Origin of the sequence: Streptomyces sp. NPDC051243 (assembly GCF_044455405.1) — a bacterium.
Taxonomy (GTDB): domain Bacteria; phylum Actinomycetota; class Actinomycetes; order Streptomycetales; family Streptomycetaceae; genus Streptomyces.
The window spans coordinates 639,089-658,755 of the sequence record NZ_JBITES010000002.1; the positions used below are offsets into that span (position 1 = coordinate 639,089).

The following is a 19,667-nucleotide window of genomic DNA, read 5'->3' on the forward strand; positions in this document are numbered from 1 at the left end:
AGCACGACGAGGGAAAGATCCTCCCCAAGCACTAGGGTCAATCCTTTGCCTACCTATTACTCTTGAGCCAAGGCCACACACGGTGGCCATGGAGGAGTGAAATGAGGAGCAGCAACCCGGTCTTCTCGCGACGGGGGTTCAGCCGCGACAACGGCTACGCGGGCTTCAACACCGCGCCGCAGGCCGGGGGCGCCGCTGTCGGCACGCAGGGCAACCCGTACGCCCAGCCGCAGGCCGGCAACCCGTACGCGCAGAACCCTTACGCCCAGCAGGACCTCCAGCACGGCGCGCCGCCGCAGGCCCCGGCCACCACCGGCCGGATGACGATCGACGACGTCATCCTGCGCACCGGCACGACACTCGGCACGCTGATCGTCACGGCCGCGCTCGCGTGGTTCCTGCTGCCGGTCGACGCCGAGAACATCAACCGGTCCTACGGCATCGCCATCGGCGCCGGTCTGGTCGGCATGGTGCTGGCGCTCGTGCAGTCCTTCAAGCGCAAGGCCTCGCCGGCGCTGATCCTGTCCTACGCCGCGCTCGAGGGTGTCTTCCTCGGCGTCGTCTCCAGCGTCGTCGACGAGCACATCGCCAGCGGCGCGGCCATGCAGGCGGTGCTCGGCACGATGGCGGTCTTCGCCGCCGTGCTGGTGGCGTACAAGGCGGGCTGGATCCGCGTCAACCGCCGGTTCTACGGCTTCGTGATGGCGGCCGCGCTCGGCTTCATCCTGCTGATGGCGGTCAACCTGCTGTTCGCCGTCTTCGGCGGCGGTGACGGCCTCGGCTTCCGCAGCGGCCCGCTCGGCATCGTCTTCGGCATCGTCGGCATCCTGCTCGGCGCCTGCTTCCTCGCCCTGGACTTCAAGCAGGTCGAGGACGGCATCGCCTACGGCGCGCCGAAGGAGGAGGCCTGGCTCGCGGCCTTCGGCCTCACGATGACGCTGGTGTGGATCTACATGGAGTTCCTGAGGCTCATCTCGATCCTCAACAGCAGCGACTGATCTGCGACGGTTGTGCGACCGTCTTTGACGGTTGTGCAGCAAAGGGCCCCGGTTTCGTGCCGGGGCCCTTCGTCGTCTCTGCGCGCCTAGAGGAATTTGCGCGCCGCCCTCCTCAGGTCGTACTCGTGGACGATCGCCTTCGCGTGGCCGTACGCGAGGTCGTATTCGTGGCGAAGCCAGCTGACCTTCTCCTCGAAGCGGACGAGGGCCGGGCCTTCTTCTACGGTGCGGAGCCAGTCGGCGACTTCACGACCGGTGCAGTGGGGGATGCGGGCGAGCATGTTGCGGTGGGTCTCCTCGGAGAGGACGTGGGACATCGGCGCCTCCGGACGCAAAGGGGATGTAAGCCGGTCCTTCAGGTCACCGTGCCTGAGCGTTCGCCCGTTGGCAACAGTCGCGTACGCTCACGGCGTGGTTGATACGACGCGTCTGACCAGAGCCGTGGATCACTTCGCCGACCGGTTGCGGGCTGCGCCGCAGAGTCGCCTGCAAAGAGGGGCGGCGACGGAGGCCCTGCGCTTGGCCAGAGAGTTGGCTCGGTGGGCGCAGGTTGTGGAGGCGCCTGGGGTTGAGCCTCGGGAGATGCCTGATGCCGGGATGTTCGCCGCGGCCGATCAAATCACCGTTGCCGTGCATGACTTGGCGGTGGTTCTCGAGAACGACGAGCAGGTCTCGGAAGCGGTTCGGTTGGTCGAGGAGGCGCAGAAGAGGGCGGGGGTCTGAGGTTCATCGGCGGCTGCGGGCACGAAGAGCTACAGACTCGCTATGACCCTGTCCGCCAGGATGTAGACGTTCTCCTCGCCGCACGCGAACGTCAGCGTGTACGCGCCCGAGATTCCCGAGCCGCCCAGCAGTACCGGGGTCTCGCCCGCACGCAGCGCTGCCGCCAGGCGCTCCGCCGTCTCCCGGTGGCCCGGGGTCATGCACAGCGTGGTGCCGTCGGCGAAGACGTAGACGTCGAGGGTGCCGAGAGGGCCCGGGCGGACGTCGGTCAGTTCGGTGGCGGACTCGGCCAGTTCCTCGAGGGTGGCCACCGTGCGCTCGTGGTCGTTCACGGTCGGCGACTGGACCGGGACGAAGTCCGGGTGGGAGGGGTGGCGGCGGCGGGCCGCGGCCAGCTCGGGGGAGTCGCCGGCGAACTCCTCGGCGTCGGCGGTCGGCTCGGTCACCGGCTCCAGGTTCTCCAGGCCCGCGAAATCGGCCTGGCGGGGCAGGAACAGCTCGCTGTCGGACAGACCCAGCAGTGTGGGCGCGTCGGAGGCGTCACGGGCCTCCTGGGCGGCCCAGAAGGCGCGCGCCTCGGCGAGTTCCCGCTCGCGTTCCTCGGCGAGGGCCTCGGCGACTGCGGCGCGTATCTCATCGGCGTCGGCGGCCGCACGGGCCTGCGGGACGAGACCTCGGGCCGCTGCGGCGTTGTTCTGTGCCAACTCGGTGTGCAGGGCCGCGACCTGCCGGCGCAGCACCATGAGGGTGCGCAGGACGGCGACGCCCACGGCGCCGGTGGCGGCCGTGGTGAGCAGCAAGGCGATCGGCATGGCGCTCACTGACGTACTCCCGGTTCAAAGTCGACCCCCGACTTCCTACATCAGCTTGAAGGGCGGACTATCCAGCTGTCAGTGCGTAACGTCACGAAACGGACAGGACTTTGGGCCTGGGGTTTAGTGGTGCAAGGCGCTGAGCTGCGAAAATCCCTCTCCTTAGGGAGATAGGTCACATCCTGGGGGAGATTGGATCACAAAACGGCCCAGAACCTTGGAGTTTCCCGGGTTCTGGGTCGAAGGCTCACGCTGGGTCGTGAGTTGACTACTCAGGGGCCTGGGTCAAGGGCTTGACCGAGGGCTTCAGCTCAGGCGCTCGATGACCATCGCCATGCCCTGGCCGCCGCCGACGCACATCGTCTCCAGGCCGAACTGCTTGTCGTGGAACTGGAGGGAATTGATGAGCGTGCCGGTGATCCGGGCGCCGGTCATGCCGAAGGGGTGGCCGACGGCGATGGCGCCGCCGTTGACGTTCAGCTTGTCGAGGTCGATGCCCAGGTCGCGGTAGGAGGGGATCACCTGGGCGGCGAACGCCTCGTTGATCTCGACCAGGTCGATGTCGTCGATGGTGAGGCCGGCGCGGCGCAGGGCCTGCTGGGAGGCCTCCACCGGGCCGAGGCCCATGATCTCGGGGGACAGGCCGGAGACGCCGGTCGACACGATGCGGGCGAGCGGGGTGAGGCCCAGCTCGCGGGCCTTGGTGTCGGACATGATGACGACCGCGGCGGCGCCGTCGTTGAGGGGGCAGCAGTTGCCGGCGGTGACCATGCCGTCCGGGCGGAAGACCGGCTTCAGGCCTGCCACGCCCTCCATGGTGACGCCGGGGCGGGGGCCGTCGTCCTTGGAGATGACGGTGCCGTCGGGCAGGGTCACCGGGGTGATCTCGCGCTCCCAGAAGCCGTTCTTGATGGCTTCCTCGGCGAGGTTCTGCGAGCGGACGCCGAACTCGTCCATGTCCTGGCGGGTGATGCCCTTGACGCGGGCGAGGTTCTCGGCGGTCTGGCCCATCGCGATGTAGGGGTCGGGGAGCAGGCCGTCCTCGCGCGGGTCGTGCCAGGTGGTGCCCTCCTGCTCGGCCACGGCGGCGGTGCGGGCCTCCGCCTCGGCGAAGAGCGGGTTGTGCGTGTCGGGGATGCTGTCGGAGTTGCCCTTGACGTAGCGGGAGACCATCTCGACGCCGGCCGAGATGAAGACGTCGCCCTCGCCGGCCTTGATGGCGTGCAGGGCCATGCGGGAGGTCTGCAGGGAGGAGCTGCAGTACCGGGTGATGGTGCAGCCGGGGAGGTGGTCCATGCCCATCTGCACGGCGACGATACGGCCGAGGTTGTTGCCCTGCTCGCCGCCCGGGAGGCCGCAGCCGAGCATCAGGTCGTCGATGTCGCGCGGGTCCAGCTCGGGGACCTTGGCGAGGGCGGCCTGGATGATCGTGGCGGTGAGGTCGTCCGGGCGCAGGTCCTTGAGGGAGCCCTTGAAGGCGCGGCCGATGGGGGAGCGGGCGGTCGAGACGATCACGGCTTCGGGCATCACGGCTCCAGTTGACAAGGTGTGGCGCGCAGGGGCGGGCAGGGCTGTGAGGGAAGTTACCCGCACGTACGGGCAGGGTCACGGGTGTGGGGGTGTGACTCTGACCGCAATTTTCTAAGCGCTTGCTTTCCTCGTCTTGGAGTCCTTCACTGCGAGGGCGTCACCGGCGCCCGGTCCGGCTCCGGTACGCGGCGCCGGCGTCGGCGCTTCAGCAGTGCCCAGGGCCCCTTCGGTCCCGTCGGCATCGCTGCCGTCACCTCCGTGCCCGCCTCCGAGGCGGCCTCCGCGGCGGCTCGGGCGACCGGCAGGAAGCCCTCGCGGCGGGTGACGTCGGGGCGTTCCTCCTCCGCCGGCCACAGGCCGAGGGTTGCGCAGACCGTCGGCAGGACGGCCATCGCCGCCGTGGCGTAGCCCTCCGCCGAGGGGTGGTAGTTGTCGGGGCCGAAGAGCTCGCGCGGGTTCGCCGCGAACTCCGGGCCCAGCAGATCACCCAGCGACACGGTGCGGCCGCCCTGTTCGACGACGCCGATCGTCTGGGCGGCCGCCAGTTGGCGGGAGGCGCGCCGGGCCAGCCAGCGCAGCGGCTGCTGGACCGGTTCGATCGTGCCGAGGTCGGGGCAGGTGCCGACCACGACCTCCGCGCCGGCCGTGCGCAGCCGCCGTACCGCCGCGGACAGGTGCCGTACCGAACGCGTCGGCGGCATGCGGTTGGTGACGTCGTTCGCGCCGATCATGATCACGCAGACGTCGGGCACCAGTGCGGGATCGGCGAGCACCAGGGCCACCTGGCGGTCCAGGTCGTCCGAGCGGGCACCCGGCAGGGCGGCGTTGCGCAGCACGACCGGCCGTTCCGCCACCGCCGCCAGCCCCGACGCCAGCAGCGCCCCCGGCGTCTGCCCCGCCCGGTGCACGCCCTGGCCCGCGGCCGTCGAGTCGCCCAGCAGCGTCAGGCGCAGCGGCGGTTCGCCGGAGGTGTCGTAGGTGTGGCCGTACCGGCCGTCGGCGTTCGGGACATGGTTGTCCGTGCCGTTGCCCACGTGGCGCCTGGCCAGCCGCACCTCGGCGAGCAGCAGACCGACGGCCGCCGCGCCGACCAGGCCGATCCCGCCTCCGCCGTACGCGGCGCCGGCCGCGATCCGCCGGGCCACCCGCGCCCTCGACATGCTCGTCATGCCTCGCCGCCACCTCCTCGTAGCCGTACATCCACTGCTTGCCCCGCACGGACCGTGGCCCAATCCCAACGGCGAGTGAACGACCTTGACCGGCCCCGTGCAGGCGACAGGGCCTAGGCTGGCGGAACCACTACGACCACCCTTTTTGCAGCATCCGGAGACAACGGTGCATTTTCACGACTCGATGATCAGCCTCGTCGGCAACACCCCGTTGGTGAGGCTCAACAACGTGACCAAGGGCATCCGGGCGACCGTCCTGGCCAAGGTCGAGTACTTCAACCCGGGCGGCTCCGTGAAGGACCGCATCGCGTTGCGCATGATCGAGGCGGCGGAGGAGAGCGGCGCGCTCAAGCCCGGCGGCACCATCGTCGAGCCGACCAGCGGCAACACCGGGGTCGGACTCGCCATCGTGGCTCAGCAGAAGGGGTACAAGTGCATCTTCGTGTGCCCCGACAAGGTGAGCACGGACAAGATCAACGTGCTGCGGGCGTACGGGGCGGAGGTGGTCGTGTGCCCCACCGCCGTCGATCCCGAGCACCCGGACTCCTACTACAACGTCTCCGACCGGCTGGTGCGCGAGACGCCCGGCGCCTGGAAGCCCGACCAGTACTCCAACCCGAACAACCCGCTCTCCCACTACCACTCCACCGGCCCCGAGCTGTGGGAGCAGACGGACGGGAAGATCACCCACTTCGTGGCGGGCGTGGGCACCGGCGGGACCATCTCCGGTACCGGCCGCTATCTGAAGGACGTCAGCGACGGCAAGGTGCAGGTCATCGGCGCCGACCCGGAGGGCTCGGTGTACTCCGGCGGTTCCGGACGGCCGTATCTCGTCGAGGGCGTCGGTGAGGACTTCTGGCCGACCGCGTACGACCGCACGGTCGCCGACGAGATCGTCGCCGTGTCCGACAAGGACTCCTTCCAGATGACCCGGCGCCTGGCCCGCGAGGAGGGGCTGCTCGTCGGCGGCTCCTGCGGCATGGCCGTCGTGGCCGCGCTGCGGGTCGCCGAGCGGCTCGGCGAGGACGACGTCGTGGTGGTGCTGCTGCCGGACAGCGGCCGCGGCTACCTCTCCAAGATCTTCAACGACGAGTGGATGGCCGACTACGGCTTCCTGGAGGACGAGGGCCCGAGCGCGCGCGTCGGCGACGTCCTCAACGACAAGGAGCACGGCGCCATCCCCTCCCTCGTCCACATGCACCCGGACGAGACGGTCGGCCAGGCGATCGAGGTGCTGCGCGAGTACGGCGTCTCGCAGATGCCGATCGTGAAGCCGGGCGCCGGTCACCCGGACGTCATGGCGGCGGAGGTCGTCGGGTCCGTCGTCGAACGCGAGCTGCTCGACGCGCTGTTCACCAAGCGGGCCTCGCTCGACGACCCGCTGGAGAAGCACATGTCCGCCCCGCTGCCGCAGGTCGGCTCCGGTGAGCCGGTCGGCGACCTGATGTCCGTACTGGGCACGGCGGACGCGGCCATCGTGCTCGTCGAGGGCAAGCCGACCGGCGTGGTCAGTCGGCAGGACCTGCTGGCCTTCCTCGCCAAGGGCGGGAAGTAGCGGCAAACCTTCGGTGAACGGCCCGTGTCCGCGGCGAACTTGCGGTGACCGGGGCCGCTCGGACCGTCGCGGAACTGGTACGAGCGCGTCACGTCCGCGCAGCACCCGCTTAACACGGGTCCGGCACATTAGTGGGTGTCGGCAGGGCGGGAGCGGCTCCCCGCCCCGGCCGACGCCGAACGGCGTCAAGGACCTCCGGAGCGGCTCCCGGACCTCCATGGACGCCACGGACGCGTAGCCCGGCCCTGACCCGGCTTGCGTCCCTCGCGGGGACCGCCGTCGTCCCGCCCCCCGGCAACGGGGGTGCGGCGGTCCCCGCGCATATCTTTTTCAGCAGGCCTACGCGTTGGCCGTCGTCCGACTGGACAGCAACCGCAGCCTCTCCGCCGTCTCCGAACCCGGCTCCGGTGTGTAGACCACGAGTGTCTGTTCCGGTGACTCCGGGAGGGTCAGCGACTCGTACGGGAGGGTCAGCAGTCCCGCGATCGGATGCCGGACGCGCTTCACGCCGTACATGCACGCCTTGACCTGGTGGTCGGCCCACAGGCGGCGGAAATCCTCGCTCTTGAGGGAGAGTTCGCCGACGAGGTCGCGCAGGCCGGGGTCGTCGGGGTGGGCGCCGGCGCTCAGTCGCAGGTTGGCGACGGACTGGGCGGCGCACGCGGCCCAGTCGGGGTAGAGGTCGCGGCCCTCGGGTTCGAGGAAGAGCTGACGGACGGCGTTGGGCCGGGCGGAGTCCATGAGGCTGAAGCCGTGCACGGCGTCGGCGAGGGCGTTCCAGGCCAGGGTGTCCATGGCGGCACCGAGGACGAAGGCAGGGCTGCGCTCCATGCCGTCGAGCAGCCGCTGGACACCCGGTCGGACACGGGGCGCGCTCCGGCGGCGTTCGGCCTTCTTCGGTGGCCGGGCCACGGCGCGCAGATAGGCGTGCTCGGTCTCGTCCATGCCCAGCACGCGGGCGATGGCGTCGAGGACGGCGTCCGAAACGGTCGGCCCGCGGCCCTGTTCCAGGCGGATGTAGTAGTCGACGCTCACCCCGGCCAGCTGCGCCACCTCCTCGCGACGCAGCCCGGGGACGCGGCGCCGGCCGTACGACGGCAGCCCCACCTCCTCGGGCCGGATGCGGGCGCGCCGTGAGCGCAGGAAGTCTCCGAGGTCCCCGTCCATGAGGTCGATCGTACGGGAGCTCCTGGCGCGGAACCTGGTACTGGCAGACCCAGGAAAAGCTCATCCCTGGGTACGGTGGCCCGCGCGGCGGAGGGTCGTGGACGAGGCCGGGGAGACGCCCCGGCGGACTTCCCCGAGGAGCACCTCAATGTCGTACGAGAACCTGGCCGGCCGTACCGCCGTAGTCACCGGGGCCGCGAGCGGGATCGGCGAGGCCGTCGCCGTGACGCTGGCCGCGCAGGGTGCGAAGGTCGCGCTGCTGGCGCGGCGGGCGGAGCGGCTGGACGCCGTCGTCGAGAAGATCCGTGCCGATGGCGGACAGGCGCTGTCCGTGGTCGCGGACGTCACCGACGACGCGTCCGTCGCGGCCGCCGTGGAGCGGATCCATGAGGCGTACGGAACCGTCGACCTGGTCGTCAACAACGCCGGCGTCATGCTGGCGAACCCGATCGAGGACGCGCGCGTCGACGAGTGGCAGCGGATGATCGACACCAATGTCACCGGGGTCCTGCGGGTCACCGGCGCCTTCGCCGAGGACCTGACGGCAGCGGCCGCGCAGGGCCGCAGCGCGGACCTGGTGAATGTCTCGTCCATCGCCGCACACCTCACCGGCTTCCCTGGTTTCGCCGTGTACGGGGCCACGAAGGCCGCGGTCACCCACCTCTCAGCGCTGCTGCGCGACGAGTTCGGACCGCGGGACGTGCGGGTCACCAACATCGAGCCGGGGGTGACGCGGAGCGAGATCGCCTCGGGCCTCGACGACGGCCTGCGGGAGCGGGTCGGCGGGTTGATCGACGCGTTCGGCGCATTGGAGGCCGGGGAACTCGCCGATGTCGTCGCCTACGTCACCAGCCGGCCCCGGCATGTCAACCTGCGCCAGATCATGGTGCTGCCGACCCGGCAGATCTGAGCCCGCAGCCGATCGGAAAGGCTCAGTCCTCCCACTTGTCGTCGTCCCTGGCGGTCTTGCGGCGCCAGCCCCGGAACAGGCCGGGGTTGGTGCGCGCCGCCTGGACGACGTTGACGCCGACGATCCCGATCCAGGTGACCAGGAGGCCGGAGAGGCCGGCGACGCCGCCGCCTATGCCCGACAGCGGGATCGCCACGACGAGCGAGACGATGCCGAAGCCGAAGCGCTCGCCGAAGGAGTCCGTCGGCTTCGGCGACCGCCCGCCGCGGGCCACCACCATCTGCTGCTCGGCCAGCTGCCGCCGCAGCCGGCGTTCGACAGCCCCGTCGATACGCTGGTCGACCTTCTCCATGAACGAGTCGACCAGCGCGGACTCGTACTCGTCGCCCAGCTCCCTGCGGGCCTGCAGGGTGGCGTTGAGTTCCTTCTTGAGATCGGTGTCCCGCGCGTCCATTCCGGTCATGCGGTCCACGGTAGGGAGCCGGGGGGACGGGCGCACTGGGGTTAGCCCCCCTGTTGGTAAGGGGGTTTGGTAAGGGGGTGCGCCGTCACTTCACCAGGCCGTGCTCCTCGGCGTACGCGTTCGCCACGTCCTCCGGGTCCTTCTTGTCCTTGTCCACCTGCCGGTTCAGCTCGGTGAGCTGGGCGGTGGTGAGGGTGTTGCCGAGTTCGGCCAGGGCCCTGCGGACGGTCGAGTCGGCCTTGCGGTCGGCGATGAGGGGAACGACGTGCTGGCCGGGGATGAGGTTCTTGGGGTCGGTCAGGACCACCCAGTCGTTGGCCTGGATGTCGGTGTCGGTGGTGAAGAGGTTCGCCACGTCCACATCGCCCTTCCTGAGGGCGCCCTTGACCAGCGGGCCCGAGGAATCAAGGGACTTGAACTCCTTGAATTCCACCCCGTACACGTCCTTGAGACCGACCGCCCCCACCTCCCGCTTCTTCACCTCGGGCGCCGCGCCGATGACCAGCTTGCCGTTCTGCTTCCTCAGGTCGGCGAGGGAGACGAGGCCGTACTTCTCGGCCGTCTCACGGGTGACGACGAAGGCGTCCGAGTCCTCGGCCATGCCGTACGGCAGCACCTGCAGGCCGTTGGGCAGGGCGATGGTGAGGGCGTTCTGCATCTCGCCCTCCTCCGTCGCCGTCGCCTTGGGGGCGACGTAGTGCAGCAGGGCGCCCTGGTACTCGGGGAGCAGGTCGATGTCGCCGCCCTTGAGGGCGGGGATGAGGATCTCGCGGGTGCCGAGGTTGGGGCGGACGGTCACGTCGACGCCTGCCGCCTTCAGGACGGCCGCGTAGAGGTATCCCAGCACCTGGTTCTCAGTGAAGTTGGCGGTGCCGATGGTGATGCCGCCCTTGCTCGAGCCGCCGCCGGAGCCGGTGTTGCCCTGGCCTTCCAGGGAGGTGATGCCGCTGGAGCAGGCGGCGAGGGCGGGGACGGAGGCCGCTGCGAAGAGGCCGCCGAGGAGTGCGCGTCGGTTCATCGGGAGGTTCATCGAGAGGTCCCTAGGCAGTGCGGTGGCTGAAGAGGAAGCGCTGGAGGCCGGACAGGGCCAGGTCCAGGACCACGGCGACCACGGCGACCAGCACCGCACCGCCGAGCACCTGCACGAGGTCGCGCTGGGCGAGGCCGTCGAAGACGTAGCGGCCCAGGCCGCCGAAGGAGACGTAGGCGGCGATCGTCGCCGTGGCCACGACCTGGATCAGTGCCAGGCGCAGGCCCGTCATGATCAGCGGGAGGGCGAGCGGGAGTTCCACCTGGAGGAGGACCTGGTGGCCGCGCATGCCCTGGCCGCGCGCCGCGTCCTTCACGTCCGGGTCGACGGCCGTCATCCCGGCGTAGGTGTTGGTGACGATCGCCGGGACCGCGAGGGCGACCAGCGCGACGTAGACCGGGAGCATGGACAGTCCGCCGGCCAGGAAGACCAGCACGACCAGGCCGACGGTCGGCAGGGCGCGGCCGAACGACGCGAGGTTGATCGCCAGGAAGGCGCCCTTGCCGGTGTGGCCGATCAGCAGGCCGAGGGGAAGGCCGATCGCGGCCGCGATGAGGGTGGCGAGGAGGGAGTACTGGAGGTGTTCGGCGAGGCGGTGGGCGATGCCGTCGGGGCCGGACCACTGCTCGCCGCTGACCAGCCAGTCGCCGAGGTTCTTGAAGAGTTCGTACATGTCAGGCTCGCCGCCTCCGCCAGGGAGTGAGTACGTACTGCAGGGCGACCAGAGCTGCGTCCGCGACCACGGCCAGGAGCAGCGTGAGGACCACTCCGACGATCACCGGGGTCGGGAAGTTGCGCTGGAAGCCGTCGGTGAAGAGCTGGCCGAGGCCGCCGTCGCCGATGTAGGTCGCGACCGAGACCAGGGAGATGGACATGACGGTCGCGATCCGGACGCCGGCCATGATCACGGGGAGCGCGAGCGGGAACTCGACGGTGAGGAGCGTGCGCAGGGGGCGTGTGCCCATTGCCTTCGCGGCCTCCTTCACCTTCACGGGGACCGAGTCGAGGCCCTCGACGGTGTTCCGCAGCAGGACGACCAGGGTGTAGATCGTCAGGCCGATGACGGTGGTGGTGCGGGTGAGGCCCGACACCGGGAGGAGCAGGACGAAGATCGCGATCGACGGGATCGTGAACAGGACGTTCGACAGGCCGAGCAGGAAGCCGCGCAGGGGCCGGATCCGGTGGGCGACCACCGCGAGGGGGAGCGAGATCAGGACGCCGAGGAAGACGGCGGTGAGCGCGGCCTGGAGGTGGGAGAACGTCAGGGTGGTGAGGTCGTCGGTGTGGTCGCCCAGCCACGACCAGTCGATGGTCATGCGGCCACCCGCGCCTCGTGGTGGGCCCGGCCCGCGTGCTGGTGGATGTCGTCGCGGGACGAGACGCCGGTGAGGATGCCGTCCGCGTCGACGCGGGCGACCAGACCGGTGGGGGAGGCGATGGACTCGTCGAGCGCGGCGAGCAGGGAGTCGTCGTCCCGCAGTGGTCGTACGGGGATCTCGGCGTCCTGCGACTTCCAGTGCACGGGCGTGCGCCGGTCATCGAGTACGAGGCGCCAGTCGCCGCCATCCGGAGCGGGGCCCTGCGGGACGTCCGCGAGCGTCTTCAGCGACAGCAGCTTCAGGCCGCGCTCGGCGCCGAGGAAGTCGGCCACGAAGTCGTCGGCGGGGCGGGCGAGGAGCTCGGCGGGGGAGGCGCACTGGACGAGGTGGCCACCGGTGCGGAAGATCGCGATCCGGTCGCCGAGCCGTACCGCTTCGTCGATGTCGTGGGTGACGAAGACGATGGTCTTGCTCAGCTCCTTCTGAAGGCGCAGGAGTTCGTCCTGGAGCTGGGTGCGCACCACGGGGTCGACCGCGCCGAACGGCTCGTCCATCAGCAGCACGGGCGGGTCGGCGGCGAGTGCGCGGGCCACGCCGACGCGTTGCTGCTGGCCGCCGGAGAGCTGGTGCGGGTAACGCTTGCCGGCGTCGGCGGTGAGACCGACGGTTTCCAGGAGTTCCGCCGCGCGGGCGCGGGCCTTCCTCCGGCCGTGTCCCAGCAGCAGGGGCACGGTGGCGATGTTGTCGAGCACCGTGCGGTGCGGGAACAGGCCCGCCTGCTGGATGACGTACCCGATGGAGCGGCGCAGCTCGGCGGCGTCCTGGCGGGTGACGTCCTTGCCGCCGACCCGGATGGTGCCGGAGGTCGGCTCCACCATCCGGTTGATCATCCGCAGGGTGGTCGTCTTGCCGCAACCGGAGGATCCGACCAGGACGGTCACCCCGCCCTCCGGCATCTCCAGGGAGAGATCATGGACTGCTGTCGTGCCGTTGGGGAAGCGCTTGTGGACCGCGTCGAACTGGATCATGAGATGTCCCTTGCCCGGCTGTATAACGTCATGCAGAGTTCTTGGTAGCTGAATAGGTTGTCAACGGGTTGGTGTAAATCCGAAGTAACGGCTGACTGAAGGGCGAGATCGGATGTCCGGGTTGAGGGGAGTTTGGGCTTGATGTCGTCTCGGATCGTGGACACGCTGGGTGTGGTGTCGTCTGGGCACACCGGCCTGGTCGTCCTCGACGGGATCGGGCTCGGCGTCGAGGACGTCGTACGCCTCGCCGACGGGACCGCGCGGCCGGTGCCCGCGACCGACGCGATGAAGCGGGCCGAGGAGTCCTGGGACGCCGCCCGCCTCATCGCCGCGACCGGGCGCGTCTACGGCCGCTCCACCGGCGTGGGCGCCAACCGGAACGAGGACGTGCCCACCGAGGCCGCCGCCGAGCACGGCCTGCGCCTGCTGCGCAGCCATGCCGGTGCCATCGGCGAGGAACTGCCCGCCCGGCAGGTGCGGGCCATGCTCGCCGTGCGCGCCAACCAGCTCCTCGCGGGAGGTGCGGGCCTCAGGCCCTCCGTCATCACGGCGCTGTGCGAAGCGCTGGAGAACGGCGCCCACCCGGTCGTGAACGAGTTCGGCTCGGTCGGCACCGGAGACCTCGCGGCGCTGGCGCAGACCGGCCTCGCGCTGGCCGGCGAGCATCCCTGGCGCGGCTCCGGCGCCCCCGAGGCGCAGCCGCTCGACAACAACGACGCCCTCGCGTTCATCAGCAGCAACGCCCTCACCCTCGGCCAGGCGGCCCTCGCCCTGCACGAACTGCGCGGCCTCGTCGCCGCCACCCAGGTCGTCGCCGCCCTGTCGCTGCTCGCCGTCGACGGCTCCCACGAGGCGTACGCCGCCCCCGTGCACGCCGCCCGGCCGCACCGGGGCAGCGCCGAAGTCGCGCGCCGGATGCGGGAGCTGATCGGCGCCGAGGACCGGCCCACCCCGCCGCTGGGCCGTATCCAGGACCCGTACGGCTTCCGCTGCCTGCCCCAGATCCACGGCCCCGCGCACGACGCCGCCGACGCCCTGGAGGAGGTGCTCGCCGTCGAGATCAACGCGGCCGCCGAGAACCCCCTCATCTCCCCCGAGGACATGGCCGCCTACCACCACGGCGGCTTCTACCAGGCCCAACTCGCCCTAGCCCTGGACCATTTCAGGCTGGCCCTGACCCAGGTGGCCAGGCTGTCGACGTCCCGCCTGTCCACCCTCAACGAGCCCGCCTACACCCGCCTGAAGCCCTTCCTCGCCGACCACGAGCCCGCCTCGTCCGGCGTGATGATCCTGGAGTACGCCGCCGCGGCCGCCCTCGGTGACCTGCGCGCCTTCTCCGCTCCCGCCTCGCTCGGCCACGCTGTACTCTCCCGGGGCGTGGAGGAGCAGGCGAGCTTCGCCTCGCTCGCCGCGCGGCAGACACTGCGCGCGTGCGGCGCGTACCGTCTCGTCGTGGGCTGTGAACTCGTCGCCGCCGTACGGGCGTTGCGCCAGCGCGACCTCAGGCCCGACCCGGAGCTTCCGGTCGGCCGGGCGATGGAGCTGGCCGAGTCGGTGCTCGAGGACGACCTGGCCGACCGGCCGCTCACCGATGATGTGGCGGCGGCAGCAGCACTGCTGGACCGGTTCACGGAGATCTGGAGGGGGAGCGCGACATGAGCGCGGACAGGAACACGGGCGGGACGGCGCATGGGACGGACAGCCCCGCCGCGCGGCTCCAGACGCTCTTCGAGGGGCACCGGCTCACCCCGACCCAGCGCCGCATCGCGCACAGCATGGTGCGGCGGGCCGCCGACGTGCCGTTCCTGTCCAGCGTGGAGCTGGCCGAGCTGGCCGGGGTCAGCCAGCCGTCCGTGACCCGCTTCGCCGTCGCCCTCGGCTTCGACGGCTACCCCGCGCTGCGCAGGCACCTGCGCGAGGTCGCGCCCGTAGAACCGGCGGCGGACACCGGCTCGTACAACGAGTACCAGCAGGCCGTCGAGGCCGAGATCGAGAACCTGCGGCACCTGGCCGAGCTGCTGGCCGACCCGCGCCCGGTGCAGAAGGCGGGGCGCCTGCTCGCGGCCTCGCGCCCGCTGCCGGTGCTGGGTCTGCGGGCGGCCGCCTCCCAGGCGTACGGCTTCGCGTACTTCGCTGCCAAGGTCCACCCGGACGTCCGGCTGCTGCACGAGGGCGGCACGATGATCCACGACCGTATCGACGCCGCCGTACGGGCCGGGGCCACGACCCTGCTCTGCTTCGCCCTTCCCCGGCATCCACGAGAGGTCGTCGACACCCTGGCGTACGCCAAGGAGTCCGGGCTCACGGTGGTGACGGTGGCCGACTCCGCCTTCGCGCCGGTCGCCAAGGTCTCCGACCTGCTCCTGCCCGCCGCCGTCGGCACGGGCCTCGCCTTCGACACGGCCTGTGCGCCGATGCTGCTGGGCCGGGTCCTGCTGGAGGCGATGTGCGACGACCTGCCGGACGCGCAGGCGCGACTGGAGGAGTTCGATGTCCGGGCGGCGACGCGGGGGCTGTTCGTCGAATGAGCGTGCGTTTTCTTAAGACGAGTCTCACGTTCCTTCATTAACCTGCCCTCCCGACAGGACTGTGCCAGGGATGACGAGGAGGCGGAACGTGGCACGCGGAGGTCAGGGACTGGCTCGGGTGGCCGTCGTCGTACGGGCCGGGGCGGCGCCGCTGTGGTGGCTCGGGGTGTTCGCGGGGAGTGTCGGGGTGCTGGTGCCGGGCATCACGGGCCGCAGGATCGGCGTCATGGCGGGCGCCGCGCTGTTCATCGTCGTCGCCGCCCTCGTGTCGTACAGCCGCCGCAGGCGCTATACGGCGTTGGCCGGCGCAGCGGTTCGCGCCGGCAAGCACGACGTGCTCCAGGACCGCACTGTGGCCGTCCGCAACTGGCGCCGGGGGCACCGCTGGTGGTTGCTGCTGGCGTTTCTCGCCGCGCTGGGCAGCGCGTTCGCCGTGCCGGCGGCGGGCGGGCTGCTGCTCGCGGGGTGCGGGGCGGGGCTGCGGCTCAAGGCCGCGTGGCTCGGGCGGCGGGAGCGGGACGGGAACGTCCTGCTGTGGGTGCGGGTCGACTGGCTCGACGGGCGGGGTGGCCGTCCCGCGGGCAAGGCGGTGAAGGGCTATCGCACTACGGGCATCGCCGCGGGCGACGCGGCCCCGGGAGGGGCCCGCCGCCGCACCGCGGCGCTGGTGTAGCCCGTACCCGCCAGGGCGGGTCAGACCTCCAGGTCCTCCTCGATCTTCTTCAACTGGTGCCTGGCCATCGCCAGGTTGGCCCGCTTGGCGTCGAGCACCAGGTACAGGAAGAGGCCGTTGCCCCCGCGTCCGGTGATCAGCCGGATCAGGTGGTACTGGTCGGTCAGTGTGATCAGGATGTCCTCGATGCCGCCCTTGAGGCCGAGGTGCTCCATCGTGCGCATCTTGGCGCGGACGACGTCGGTGTTGCCGGCGGCGGCGACATTGAGGTCGAAGCTCTTGCTGCCGCCCAGCGTGCCGAGCGCCATGCCGCTGGTGTAGTCGACGAGCGCGACTCCGGTCGCGCCCTCGATCGAGGCGAGTGCTTCCTTCAGTGCGGTCTCGGTGTTGGCCATGGTGGTGGTTCCTCTCAACTTTCCGTAGCGGTACGCGCATTGGTGGTATTGGTGCCGGTGCGTGCGGCGCGCGGGGTTTTCGTGCGGACGGGGCGGGACTTGGCGGGCTCCTTGGCAGGGCTCCGCCTGGGAGGCGCCGCCTCGGCGTCGACGAGCTCTCCGATGCGGGCACCGGCGCGGCGGCCCTCCAGGTGCAGCCGGCCGACGTTGACGCCGTCGTCGGCGAGCAGGGTCAGGACAGCGGTGCGGCCCGCCGCGTACGTCGCCACATAGCCGTCCGCCCCGCGCATGAGCAGTTCGCGGAAGTCGCCCCGACCGGTCGCGTCCGTCACCCGGATCGCGACGCCGAGTGCGGCGGCGGTGAGCGCGGCGAGCCCGTCCGGCTCCACGCCGGGGGTGTCGTGGGCGAGGACGAGGCCGTCCACTCCGGCCGCGAGCGCTCCGGTCAGCTGGGGCACACGGGCTCTGAGCCGGCGGAACTCGTCGAGTATCGGGGCCTCGGCCGCCATCGGGTGTCTCCTCTCGGCGTCCTGGTCGGGCTTGCGGTCAAAGGGCCTCCAGCGCATCCCTGACCCTCTTCAGCAGCGCGATGTAGGGATCGGCGGCGTCGGGTGGGTGGTCGTCGGCGGGCGGCGGCTGCCAGGACACCAGCCCCGCCGCGGCCAGCCGCCGGATGTGCACCAGCGTGTGGAACGCCGGTCTGCCCAGCTCCCGTGCGATGTCCGCGGCCCTGCGTACGCCGTCCACCCGTTCCAGTACGGCGGCCTGCCGGGGCGGGACCGCGGGGGCCGCGATCGGGTCGGCCCGGATCAGGGGCGCCGTGTCCGTCGCCGGGTCGGGCCAGATGCGGCGCAGCAGGGCGCGGCGGCGCAGCGTCTCGCGCTCCAGGTCGGCGACCGGCACGGGGTGCACGGAGGCGAGCCAGTGCGCGGTGCCGTAGCGGAAGCGGCCGGGCGTGCTGCTGGGGGCGAGGGCGAAGTACGCCGCGTCGTACAGCGTGCTCACCTGGGCCAGCTCCAGCGCGCCCGGGGCGACGCCGTGCTCCAGGAGCCGCCCCCCGTCGGCGCTGTCCTCGGCGTCCCGCCAGGTCGCGGCGTCGAGGGTGCCGTGCGCGGTGAGGAGCACCCCGAGGCCGGGGGCGAGCGGGCTCTCGGCGTGCACGACCCGGCCCTCGACGAGGTGCAGGGTGCCGTGCTCGCGGGCCAGCACGCCGGTGGCCCGCTCCTCGGCGAGTCTGGTCAGCATGGGCGAGACCGCGCCCCGGGCCCGCTCGCGTGCCGCCGCCGCGTCCCGGACCGGCAGCCGGGGTGGCGGGGTGGTTCCGACCACGGTCATGCCAGCACCAGCCGCTCGGCCATCTCGCCCAGCCGGATGCGGGCCAGCGCGAGATTGCCGTCCGCGCGGGCCAGCCACAGATACAGCACCACACTGCTGTCGAAGGTCGTCGGCACGAACCGCAGCACGTGGTAGCTGTCCCGGTTGCTGAGGATCACGTCCTCGACGGGCGGGTCCGCCTCGCCGGCGCCGTCGTCGGGCCCGAACGCGTGCTGCTCGGCGGCGAGCCGCGCCAGCTCCGCCGCCTCGGCGGCCGCCGTCTCGTGGTCGCCGCCCGGAGGATCGCCCACGGTGCCCAGGGCCAGCCCGCTGGTCCAGTCGACCAGCGCGGCGCCCCGCGCACCGGGCAGCCGCATCGTCTCCAGCAAGCACTCGTCGATTCCGGGCACCGTCGCTCCCCTCCCGCCTGGGGTTCGGCTGAGTGACGGCCAAACTACGCAACGTGTGTGCGGCGAGTGAGCGTTCGGGCATTTTCCAGTGGAACATGCGCCGAGTGACTAGGGTGGGTCAACTGAGCCCGTTTTCAAGCAAGTTGATCACGTATGGCGCGCCGCTCGTCGTCGGTCGACGTCAACGGCGCTTCCGTGCGGGCAGGGTGGTGAGCGAAGCCGCGTGCGCCCCACCCGATTCGGCCACGATCTCGTCGAGCGACTGCGGCTCGCGCACCGTCGCGAAGGCGATGCCCCCCGCGTCGTCCGGCGCGAAGCCGTAGATGCCGGGCCGAGCAAGGGAGTTGTAGGCGTAGTGGTGCGCGAAGTAGTACGCCCCCGTGTCCAGCGCCGCCGCGTAGTCCCCCTGCTCCAGCAACGGCAGCGCGGCCCCCGCGGCCAGCAGGTCGCCCGAGAAGCAGGCCGGCCCGGCCACGTCCTGCACCACGTCCGGACCCTCCTTCGGGCGCCCCTTGCCGTCGTACGCGGCGATCCGCAGCGGCCAGCTCCCCGGCACGTACACCGTCCGCGTCGCGACCTGCACACCCGCGTGCGTCACCGCCACCGGCCGGCCGCCCGCGCTCTTGGCGTACTCCACGCGGGCCACGACCGTCCCGTGCTTGGCCAGCAGCGACCGCCCGAACTCGGTGACCAGCCCGTACCGCCCGTCGAACAGTCCCGGCACCGCCTCGCTCAGCAGTCGCGCGTACTGCGCGTACGTCGGCGTGGTCGCGTCCGACGCGAAGTTCACCGGCAGCCCGCCACCGATGTCGACCGTGTCGATCTGCCGCCGCCCGATCCGCCGGTTGATCTCCTCGGCCAGCGCGTACGTCTGCGCCACCCCCTGGGTCATCAGCGACAGCGGGATGCCCTGCGAGCCGGTGTGCGCGTGCAGCCGGGTCAGCCAAGGGCGGTCCGTGTACGCCTGGATCACCCACTCGCGCGCCCCCTCGTCACGCAGCGCCACCCCGAACTTCGAGGTTGCCGTCGCCGTGGACGTCGCCTCGATGGAACCCCCGCCGAGCTGCGGATTCACCCGGATCCCGAGCGGGGAGCGACTGGCGGCGGACCTTATCAGGCCGTCGATGCGGTCCAGCTCCTGCGGGTTGTCCGCATTGACGGCGATGCCCAGCGCCAGCGCCTCGCGCAGCTCCGCCGGCGTCTTGGCGGGCGAGTCCAGGACCGTCATCTCCGGGGCCAGCCCCGCCGCCCGCGCCAGCGCCAGCTCGCCCGGGCTGGCCACCTCCGCCCCGATGCCCTCCTCGCGCAGCAGCCGCAGCACCGGCACCAGCGGGGTCGCCTTCACCGCGAAGGCGTGCAGCACGGGTGTGCCAGGCGCCGTCACCGCGTCGAACGCCGCCCGCAGCTCCGCCGCCGACTCCCGGATGCCGGTCACGTCGAGCAGCCCGACGATGGGGGAGGCGGGCTCGAGCAGCCCCTGCTCCACGGCGGCGCGCACCGCGTCGTCGCGCCGGACGGACCGGTCGGCGTCCCACGCGGGAATCCCTGTCCCGTTCTCCATTCGGTTGCTCACAACATCCCCCGTCATGTCGTTGGACGAGCCCATGCATCCAGCCAAACACCGGCGACGCGCTAGCGCTGGC

The 19,667-nt window shown here is 71.3% G+C and carries 22 protein-coding genes; 7 read left to right on the forward strand and 15 right to left on the reverse strand.

Annotation, left to right across the window (positions count from 1 at the left end; genetic code table 11):
• Nucleotides 1–101 precede the first annotated feature (101 nt).
• Entirely contained in the window at nt 102–998 is an 897-nt protein-coding gene (locus ACIBAG_RS06830; RefSeq protein WP_399101739.1) for a Bax inhibitor-1/YccA family protein, read from the forward strand.
• A gap of 86 nt (nt 999–1,084) precedes the next feature.
• Here ACIBAG_RS06830 and ACIBAG_RS06835 read toward each other — a convergent pair whose 3' ends face one another.
• Entirely contained in the window at nt 1,085–1,315 is a 231-nt protein-coding gene (locus ACIBAG_RS06835; RefSeq protein ID WP_031481361.1) for a DUF4287 domain-containing protein, read from the reverse strand.
• A gap of 94 nt (nt 1,316–1,409) precedes the next feature.
• On the opposite strand from ACIBAG_RS06835, the gene ACIBAG_RS06840 reads away from it, so the two are divergent.
• Nucleotides 1,410–1,721, forward strand: coding sequence for a hypothetical protein (locus ACIBAG_RS06840; protein WP_399101742.1), 312 nt, complete (start codon nt 1,410–1,412; stop codon nt 1,719–1,721).
• A 29-nt stretch (nt 1,722–1,750) separates the two neighbouring features.
• On the opposite strand, the gene ACIBAG_RS06845 is transcribed toward ACIBAG_RS06840, so the two are convergent.
• The 3 genes from ACIBAG_RS06845 to ACIBAG_RS06855 form a co-directional block, all read right to left on the reverse strand.
• Nucleotides 1,751–2,533: a hypothetical protein gene (locus tag ACIBAG_RS06845; RefSeq protein ID WP_399101744.1), complete on the reverse strand. Its 783-nt coding sequence runs from the start codon at nt 2,531–2,533 to the stop codon at nt 1,751–1,753.
• Nucleotides 2,534–2,839: 306 nt separating this feature from the next.
• Nucleotides 2,840–4,060 carry an acetyl-CoA C-acetyltransferase gene (locus ACIBAG_RS06850; protein WP_399101746.1) on the reverse strand — a complete coding sequence of 407 codons (1,221 nt, stop codon included), beginning with the start codon at nt 4,058–4,060 and terminating at the stop codon, nt 2,840–2,842.
• 146 nt (nt 4,061–4,206) lie between these two features.
• Nucleotides 4,207–5,232 (reverse strand): SGNH/GDSL hydrolase family protein, encoded by a 1,026-nt coding sequence (locus ACIBAG_RS06855; RefSeq protein ID WP_399101748.1) that lies wholly within the window; start codon nt 5,230–5,232, stop codon nt 4,207–4,209.
• Nucleotides 5,233–5,398: 166 nt separating this feature from the next.
• Between ACIBAG_RS06855 and ACIBAG_RS06860 the strand changes: the two genes are divergently transcribed.
• A complete protein-coding gene (locus ACIBAG_RS06860; RefSeq protein WP_399101750.1) occupies nt 5,399–6,787 on the forward strand; it encodes a cystathionine beta-synthase in 1,389 nt (462 codons plus the stop codon).
• Nucleotides 6,788–7,126: 339 nt separating this feature from the next.
• Here ACIBAG_RS06860 and ACIBAG_RS06865 read toward each other — a convergent pair whose 3' ends face one another.
• On the reverse strand, nt 7,127–7,954 hold the full coding sequence (locus tag ACIBAG_RS06865; protein WP_399101752.1) for a helix-turn-helix transcriptional regulator: 828 nt from the start codon (nt 7,952–7,954) through the stop codon (nt 7,127–7,129).
• Nucleotides 7,955–8,102: 148 nt separating this feature from the next.
• Between ACIBAG_RS06865 and ACIBAG_RS06870 the strand changes: the two genes are divergently transcribed.
• Nucleotides 8,103–8,864 carry an SDR family oxidoreductase gene (locus ACIBAG_RS06870; protein WP_399101754.1) on the forward strand — a complete coding sequence of 254 codons (762 nt, stop codon included), beginning with the start codon at nt 8,103–8,105 and terminating at the stop codon, nt 8,862–8,864.
• A 22-nt stretch (nt 8,865–8,886) separates the two neighbouring features.
• Here ACIBAG_RS06870 and ACIBAG_RS06875 read toward each other — a convergent pair whose 3' ends face one another.
• The 5 genes from ACIBAG_RS06875 to ACIBAG_RS06895 form a co-directional block, all read right to left on the reverse strand.
• The gene (locus ACIBAG_RS06875) at nt 8,887–9,327 is read right to left on the reverse strand and encodes a hypothetical protein (RefSeq protein ID WP_399101756.1); all 441 of its coding nucleotides are present in this window, start codon (nt 9,325–9,327) and stop codon (nt 8,887–8,889) included.
• A gap of 85 nt (nt 9,328–9,412) precedes the next feature.
• On the reverse strand, nt 9,413–10,345 hold the full coding sequence (locus tag ACIBAG_RS06880; protein WP_399101758.1) for an ABC transporter substrate-binding protein: 933 nt from the start codon (nt 10,343–10,345) through the stop codon (nt 9,413–9,415).
• Between the two features lie 22 nt (nt 10,346–10,367).
• Entirely contained in the window at nt 10,368–11,030 is a 663-nt protein-coding gene (locus ACIBAG_RS06885) for an ABC transporter permease (protein WP_399101760.1), read from the reverse strand.
• A 1-nt stretch (nt 11,031) separates the two neighbouring features.
• Entirely contained in the window at nt 11,032–11,673 is a 642-nt protein-coding gene (locus ACIBAG_RS06890) for an ABC transporter permease (protein WP_399101763.1), read from the reverse strand.
• The gene (locus tag ACIBAG_RS06895) at nt 11,670–12,704 is read right to left on the reverse strand and encodes an ABC transporter ATP-binding protein (protein WP_399101765.1); all 1,035 of its coding nucleotides are present in this window, start codon (nt 12,702–12,704) and stop codon (nt 11,670–11,672) included. The genes ACIBAG_RS06890 and ACIBAG_RS06895 overlap by 4 nt, the downstream gene beginning before the upstream one ends.
• A 141-nt stretch (nt 12,705–12,845) precedes the next feature.
• Here ACIBAG_RS06895 and ACIBAG_RS06900 point away from each other — a divergent pair, with 141 nt between their 5' ends.
• The 3 genes from ACIBAG_RS06900 to ACIBAG_RS06910 all read left to right on the forward strand — a co-directional run bounded on the left by ACIBAG_RS06900 (nt 12,846) and on the right by ACIBAG_RS06910 (nt 15,905).
• Nucleotides 12,846–14,363: an aromatic amino acid ammonia-lyase gene (locus ACIBAG_RS06900; RefSeq protein ID WP_399101767.1), complete on the forward strand. Its 1,518-nt coding sequence runs from the start codon at nt 12,846–12,848 to the stop codon at nt 14,361–14,363.
• Nucleotides 14,360–15,232, forward strand: coding sequence for a MurR/RpiR family transcriptional regulator (locus ACIBAG_RS06905; RefSeq protein ID WP_399101769.1), 873 nt, complete (start codon nt 14,360–14,362; stop codon nt 15,230–15,232). The genes ACIBAG_RS06900 and ACIBAG_RS06905 overlap by 4 nt, the downstream gene beginning before the upstream one ends.
• Nucleotides 15,233–15,320: 88 nt before the next feature.
• Nucleotides 15,321–15,905, forward strand: coding sequence for a hypothetical protein (locus ACIBAG_RS06910; RefSeq protein WP_399101771.1), 585 nt, complete (start codon nt 15,321–15,323; stop codon nt 15,903–15,905).
• A gap of 20 nt (nt 15,906–15,925) precedes the next feature.
• Here the strand turns inward: ACIBAG_RS06910 and ACIBAG_RS06915 are convergent, their stop codons facing one another.
• The 5 genes from ACIBAG_RS06915 to ACIBAG_RS06935 form a co-directional block, all read right to left on the reverse strand.
• Nucleotides 15,926–16,300, reverse strand: a complete 375-nt coding sequence (locus ACIBAG_RS06915; RefSeq protein WP_399101773.1) for a hypothetical protein — start codon at nt 16,298–16,300, stop codon at nt 15,926–15,928.
• 14 nt (nt 16,301–16,314) lie between these two features.
• Nucleotides 16,315–16,809 (reverse strand): roadblock/LC7 domain-containing protein, encoded by a 495-nt coding sequence (locus tag ACIBAG_RS06920; RefSeq protein ID WP_399101775.1) that lies wholly within the window; start codon nt 16,807–16,809, stop codon nt 16,315–16,317.
• A 37-nt stretch (nt 16,810–16,846) separates the two neighbouring features.
• Nucleotides 16,847–17,635: a transcriptional regulator gene (locus tag ACIBAG_RS06925; protein WP_399101777.1), complete on the reverse strand. Its 789-nt coding sequence runs from the start codon at nt 17,633–17,635 to the stop codon at nt 16,847–16,849.
• A complete protein-coding gene (locus ACIBAG_RS06930) occupies nt 17,632–18,024 on the reverse strand; it encodes a hypothetical protein (protein ID WP_399101779.1) in 393 nt (130 codons plus the stop codon). The genes ACIBAG_RS06925 and ACIBAG_RS06930 overlap by 4 nt, the downstream gene beginning before the upstream one ends.
• Nucleotides 18,025–18,205: 181 nt before the next feature.
• A complete protein-coding gene (locus ACIBAG_RS06935) occupies nt 18,206–19,585 on the reverse strand; it encodes a diaminopimelate decarboxylase (RefSeq protein WP_399101969.1) in 1,380 nt (459 codons plus the stop codon).
• Nucleotides 19,586–19,667 lie beyond the last annotated feature (82 nt).

Excerpts from the sequence above, each read along its gene's own strand:
- ACIBAG_RS06830 (WP_399101739.1), top strand. The coding sequence starts at position 102 with ATGAGGAGCAGCAACCCGGTCTTCTCGCGACGGGGGTTCAGCCGCGAC.
- ACIBAG_RS06835 (WP_031481361.1), bottom strand. The coding sequence starts at position 1,315 with ATGTCCCACGTCCTCTCCGAGGAGACCCACCGCAACATGCTCGCCCGC.
- ACIBAG_RS06845 (WP_399101744.1), bottom strand. The coding sequence starts at position 2,533 with ATGCCGATCGCCTTGCTGCTCACCACGGCCGCCACCGGCGCCGTGGGC.
- ACIBAG_RS06850 (WP_399101746.1), bottom strand. The coding sequence starts at position 4,060 with ATGCCCGAAGCCGTGATCGTCTCGACCGCCCGCTCCCCCATCGGCCGC.
- ACIBAG_RS06855 (WP_399101748.1), bottom strand. The coding sequence starts at position 5,232 with ATGACGAGCATGTCGAGGGCGCGGGTGGCCCGGCGGATCGCGGCCGGC.
- ACIBAG_RS06865 (WP_399101752.1), bottom strand. The coding sequence starts at position 7,954 with ATGGACGGGGACCTCGGAGACTTCCTGCGCTCACGGCGCGCCCGCATC.
- ACIBAG_RS06870 (WP_399101754.1), top strand. The coding sequence starts at position 8,103 with ATGTCGTACGAGAACCTGGCCGGCCGTACCGCCGTAGTCACCGGGGCC.
- ACIBAG_RS06875 (WP_399101756.1), bottom strand. The coding sequence starts at position 9,327 with ATGACCGGAATGGACGCGCGGGACACCGATCTCAAGAAGGAACTCAAC.
- ACIBAG_RS06880 (WP_399101758.1), bottom strand. The coding sequence starts at position 10,345 with ATGAACCGACGCGCACTCCTCGGCGGCCTCTTCGCAGCGGCCTCCGTC.
- ACIBAG_RS06885 (WP_399101760.1), bottom strand. The coding sequence starts at position 11,030 with ATGTACGAACTCTTCAAGAACCTCGGCGACTGGCTGGTCAGCGGCGAG.
- ACIBAG_RS06890 (WP_399101763.1), bottom strand. The coding sequence starts at position 11,673 with ATGACCATCGACTGGTCGTGGCTGGGCGACCACACCGACGACCTCACC.
- ACIBAG_RS06895 (WP_399101765.1), bottom strand. The coding sequence starts at position 12,704 with ATGATCCAGTTCGACGCGGTCCACAAGCGCTTCCCCAACGGCACGACA.
- ACIBAG_RS06900 (WP_399101767.1), top strand. The coding sequence starts at position 12,846 with ATGTCGTCTCGGATCGTGGACACGCTGGGTGTGGTGTCGTCTGGGCAC.
- ACIBAG_RS06905 (WP_399101769.1), top strand. The coding sequence starts at position 14,360 with ATGAGCGCGGACAGGAACACGGGCGGGACGGCGCATGGGACGGACAGC.
- ACIBAG_RS06915 (WP_399101773.1), bottom strand. The coding sequence starts at position 16,300 with ATGGCCAACACCGAGACCGCACTGAAGGAAGCACTCGCCTCGATCGAG.
- ACIBAG_RS06920 (WP_399101775.1), bottom strand. The coding sequence starts at position 16,809 with ATGGCGGCCGAGGCCCCGATACTCGACGAGTTCCGCCGGCTCAGAGCC.
- ACIBAG_RS06925 (WP_399101777.1), bottom strand. The coding sequence starts at position 17,635 with ATGACCGTGGTCGGAACCACCCCGCCACCCCGGCTGCCGGTCCGGGAC.
- ACIBAG_RS06935 (WP_399101969.1), bottom strand. The coding sequence starts at position 19,585 with ATGGAGAACGGGACAGGGATTCCCGCGTGGGACGCCGACCGGTCCGTC.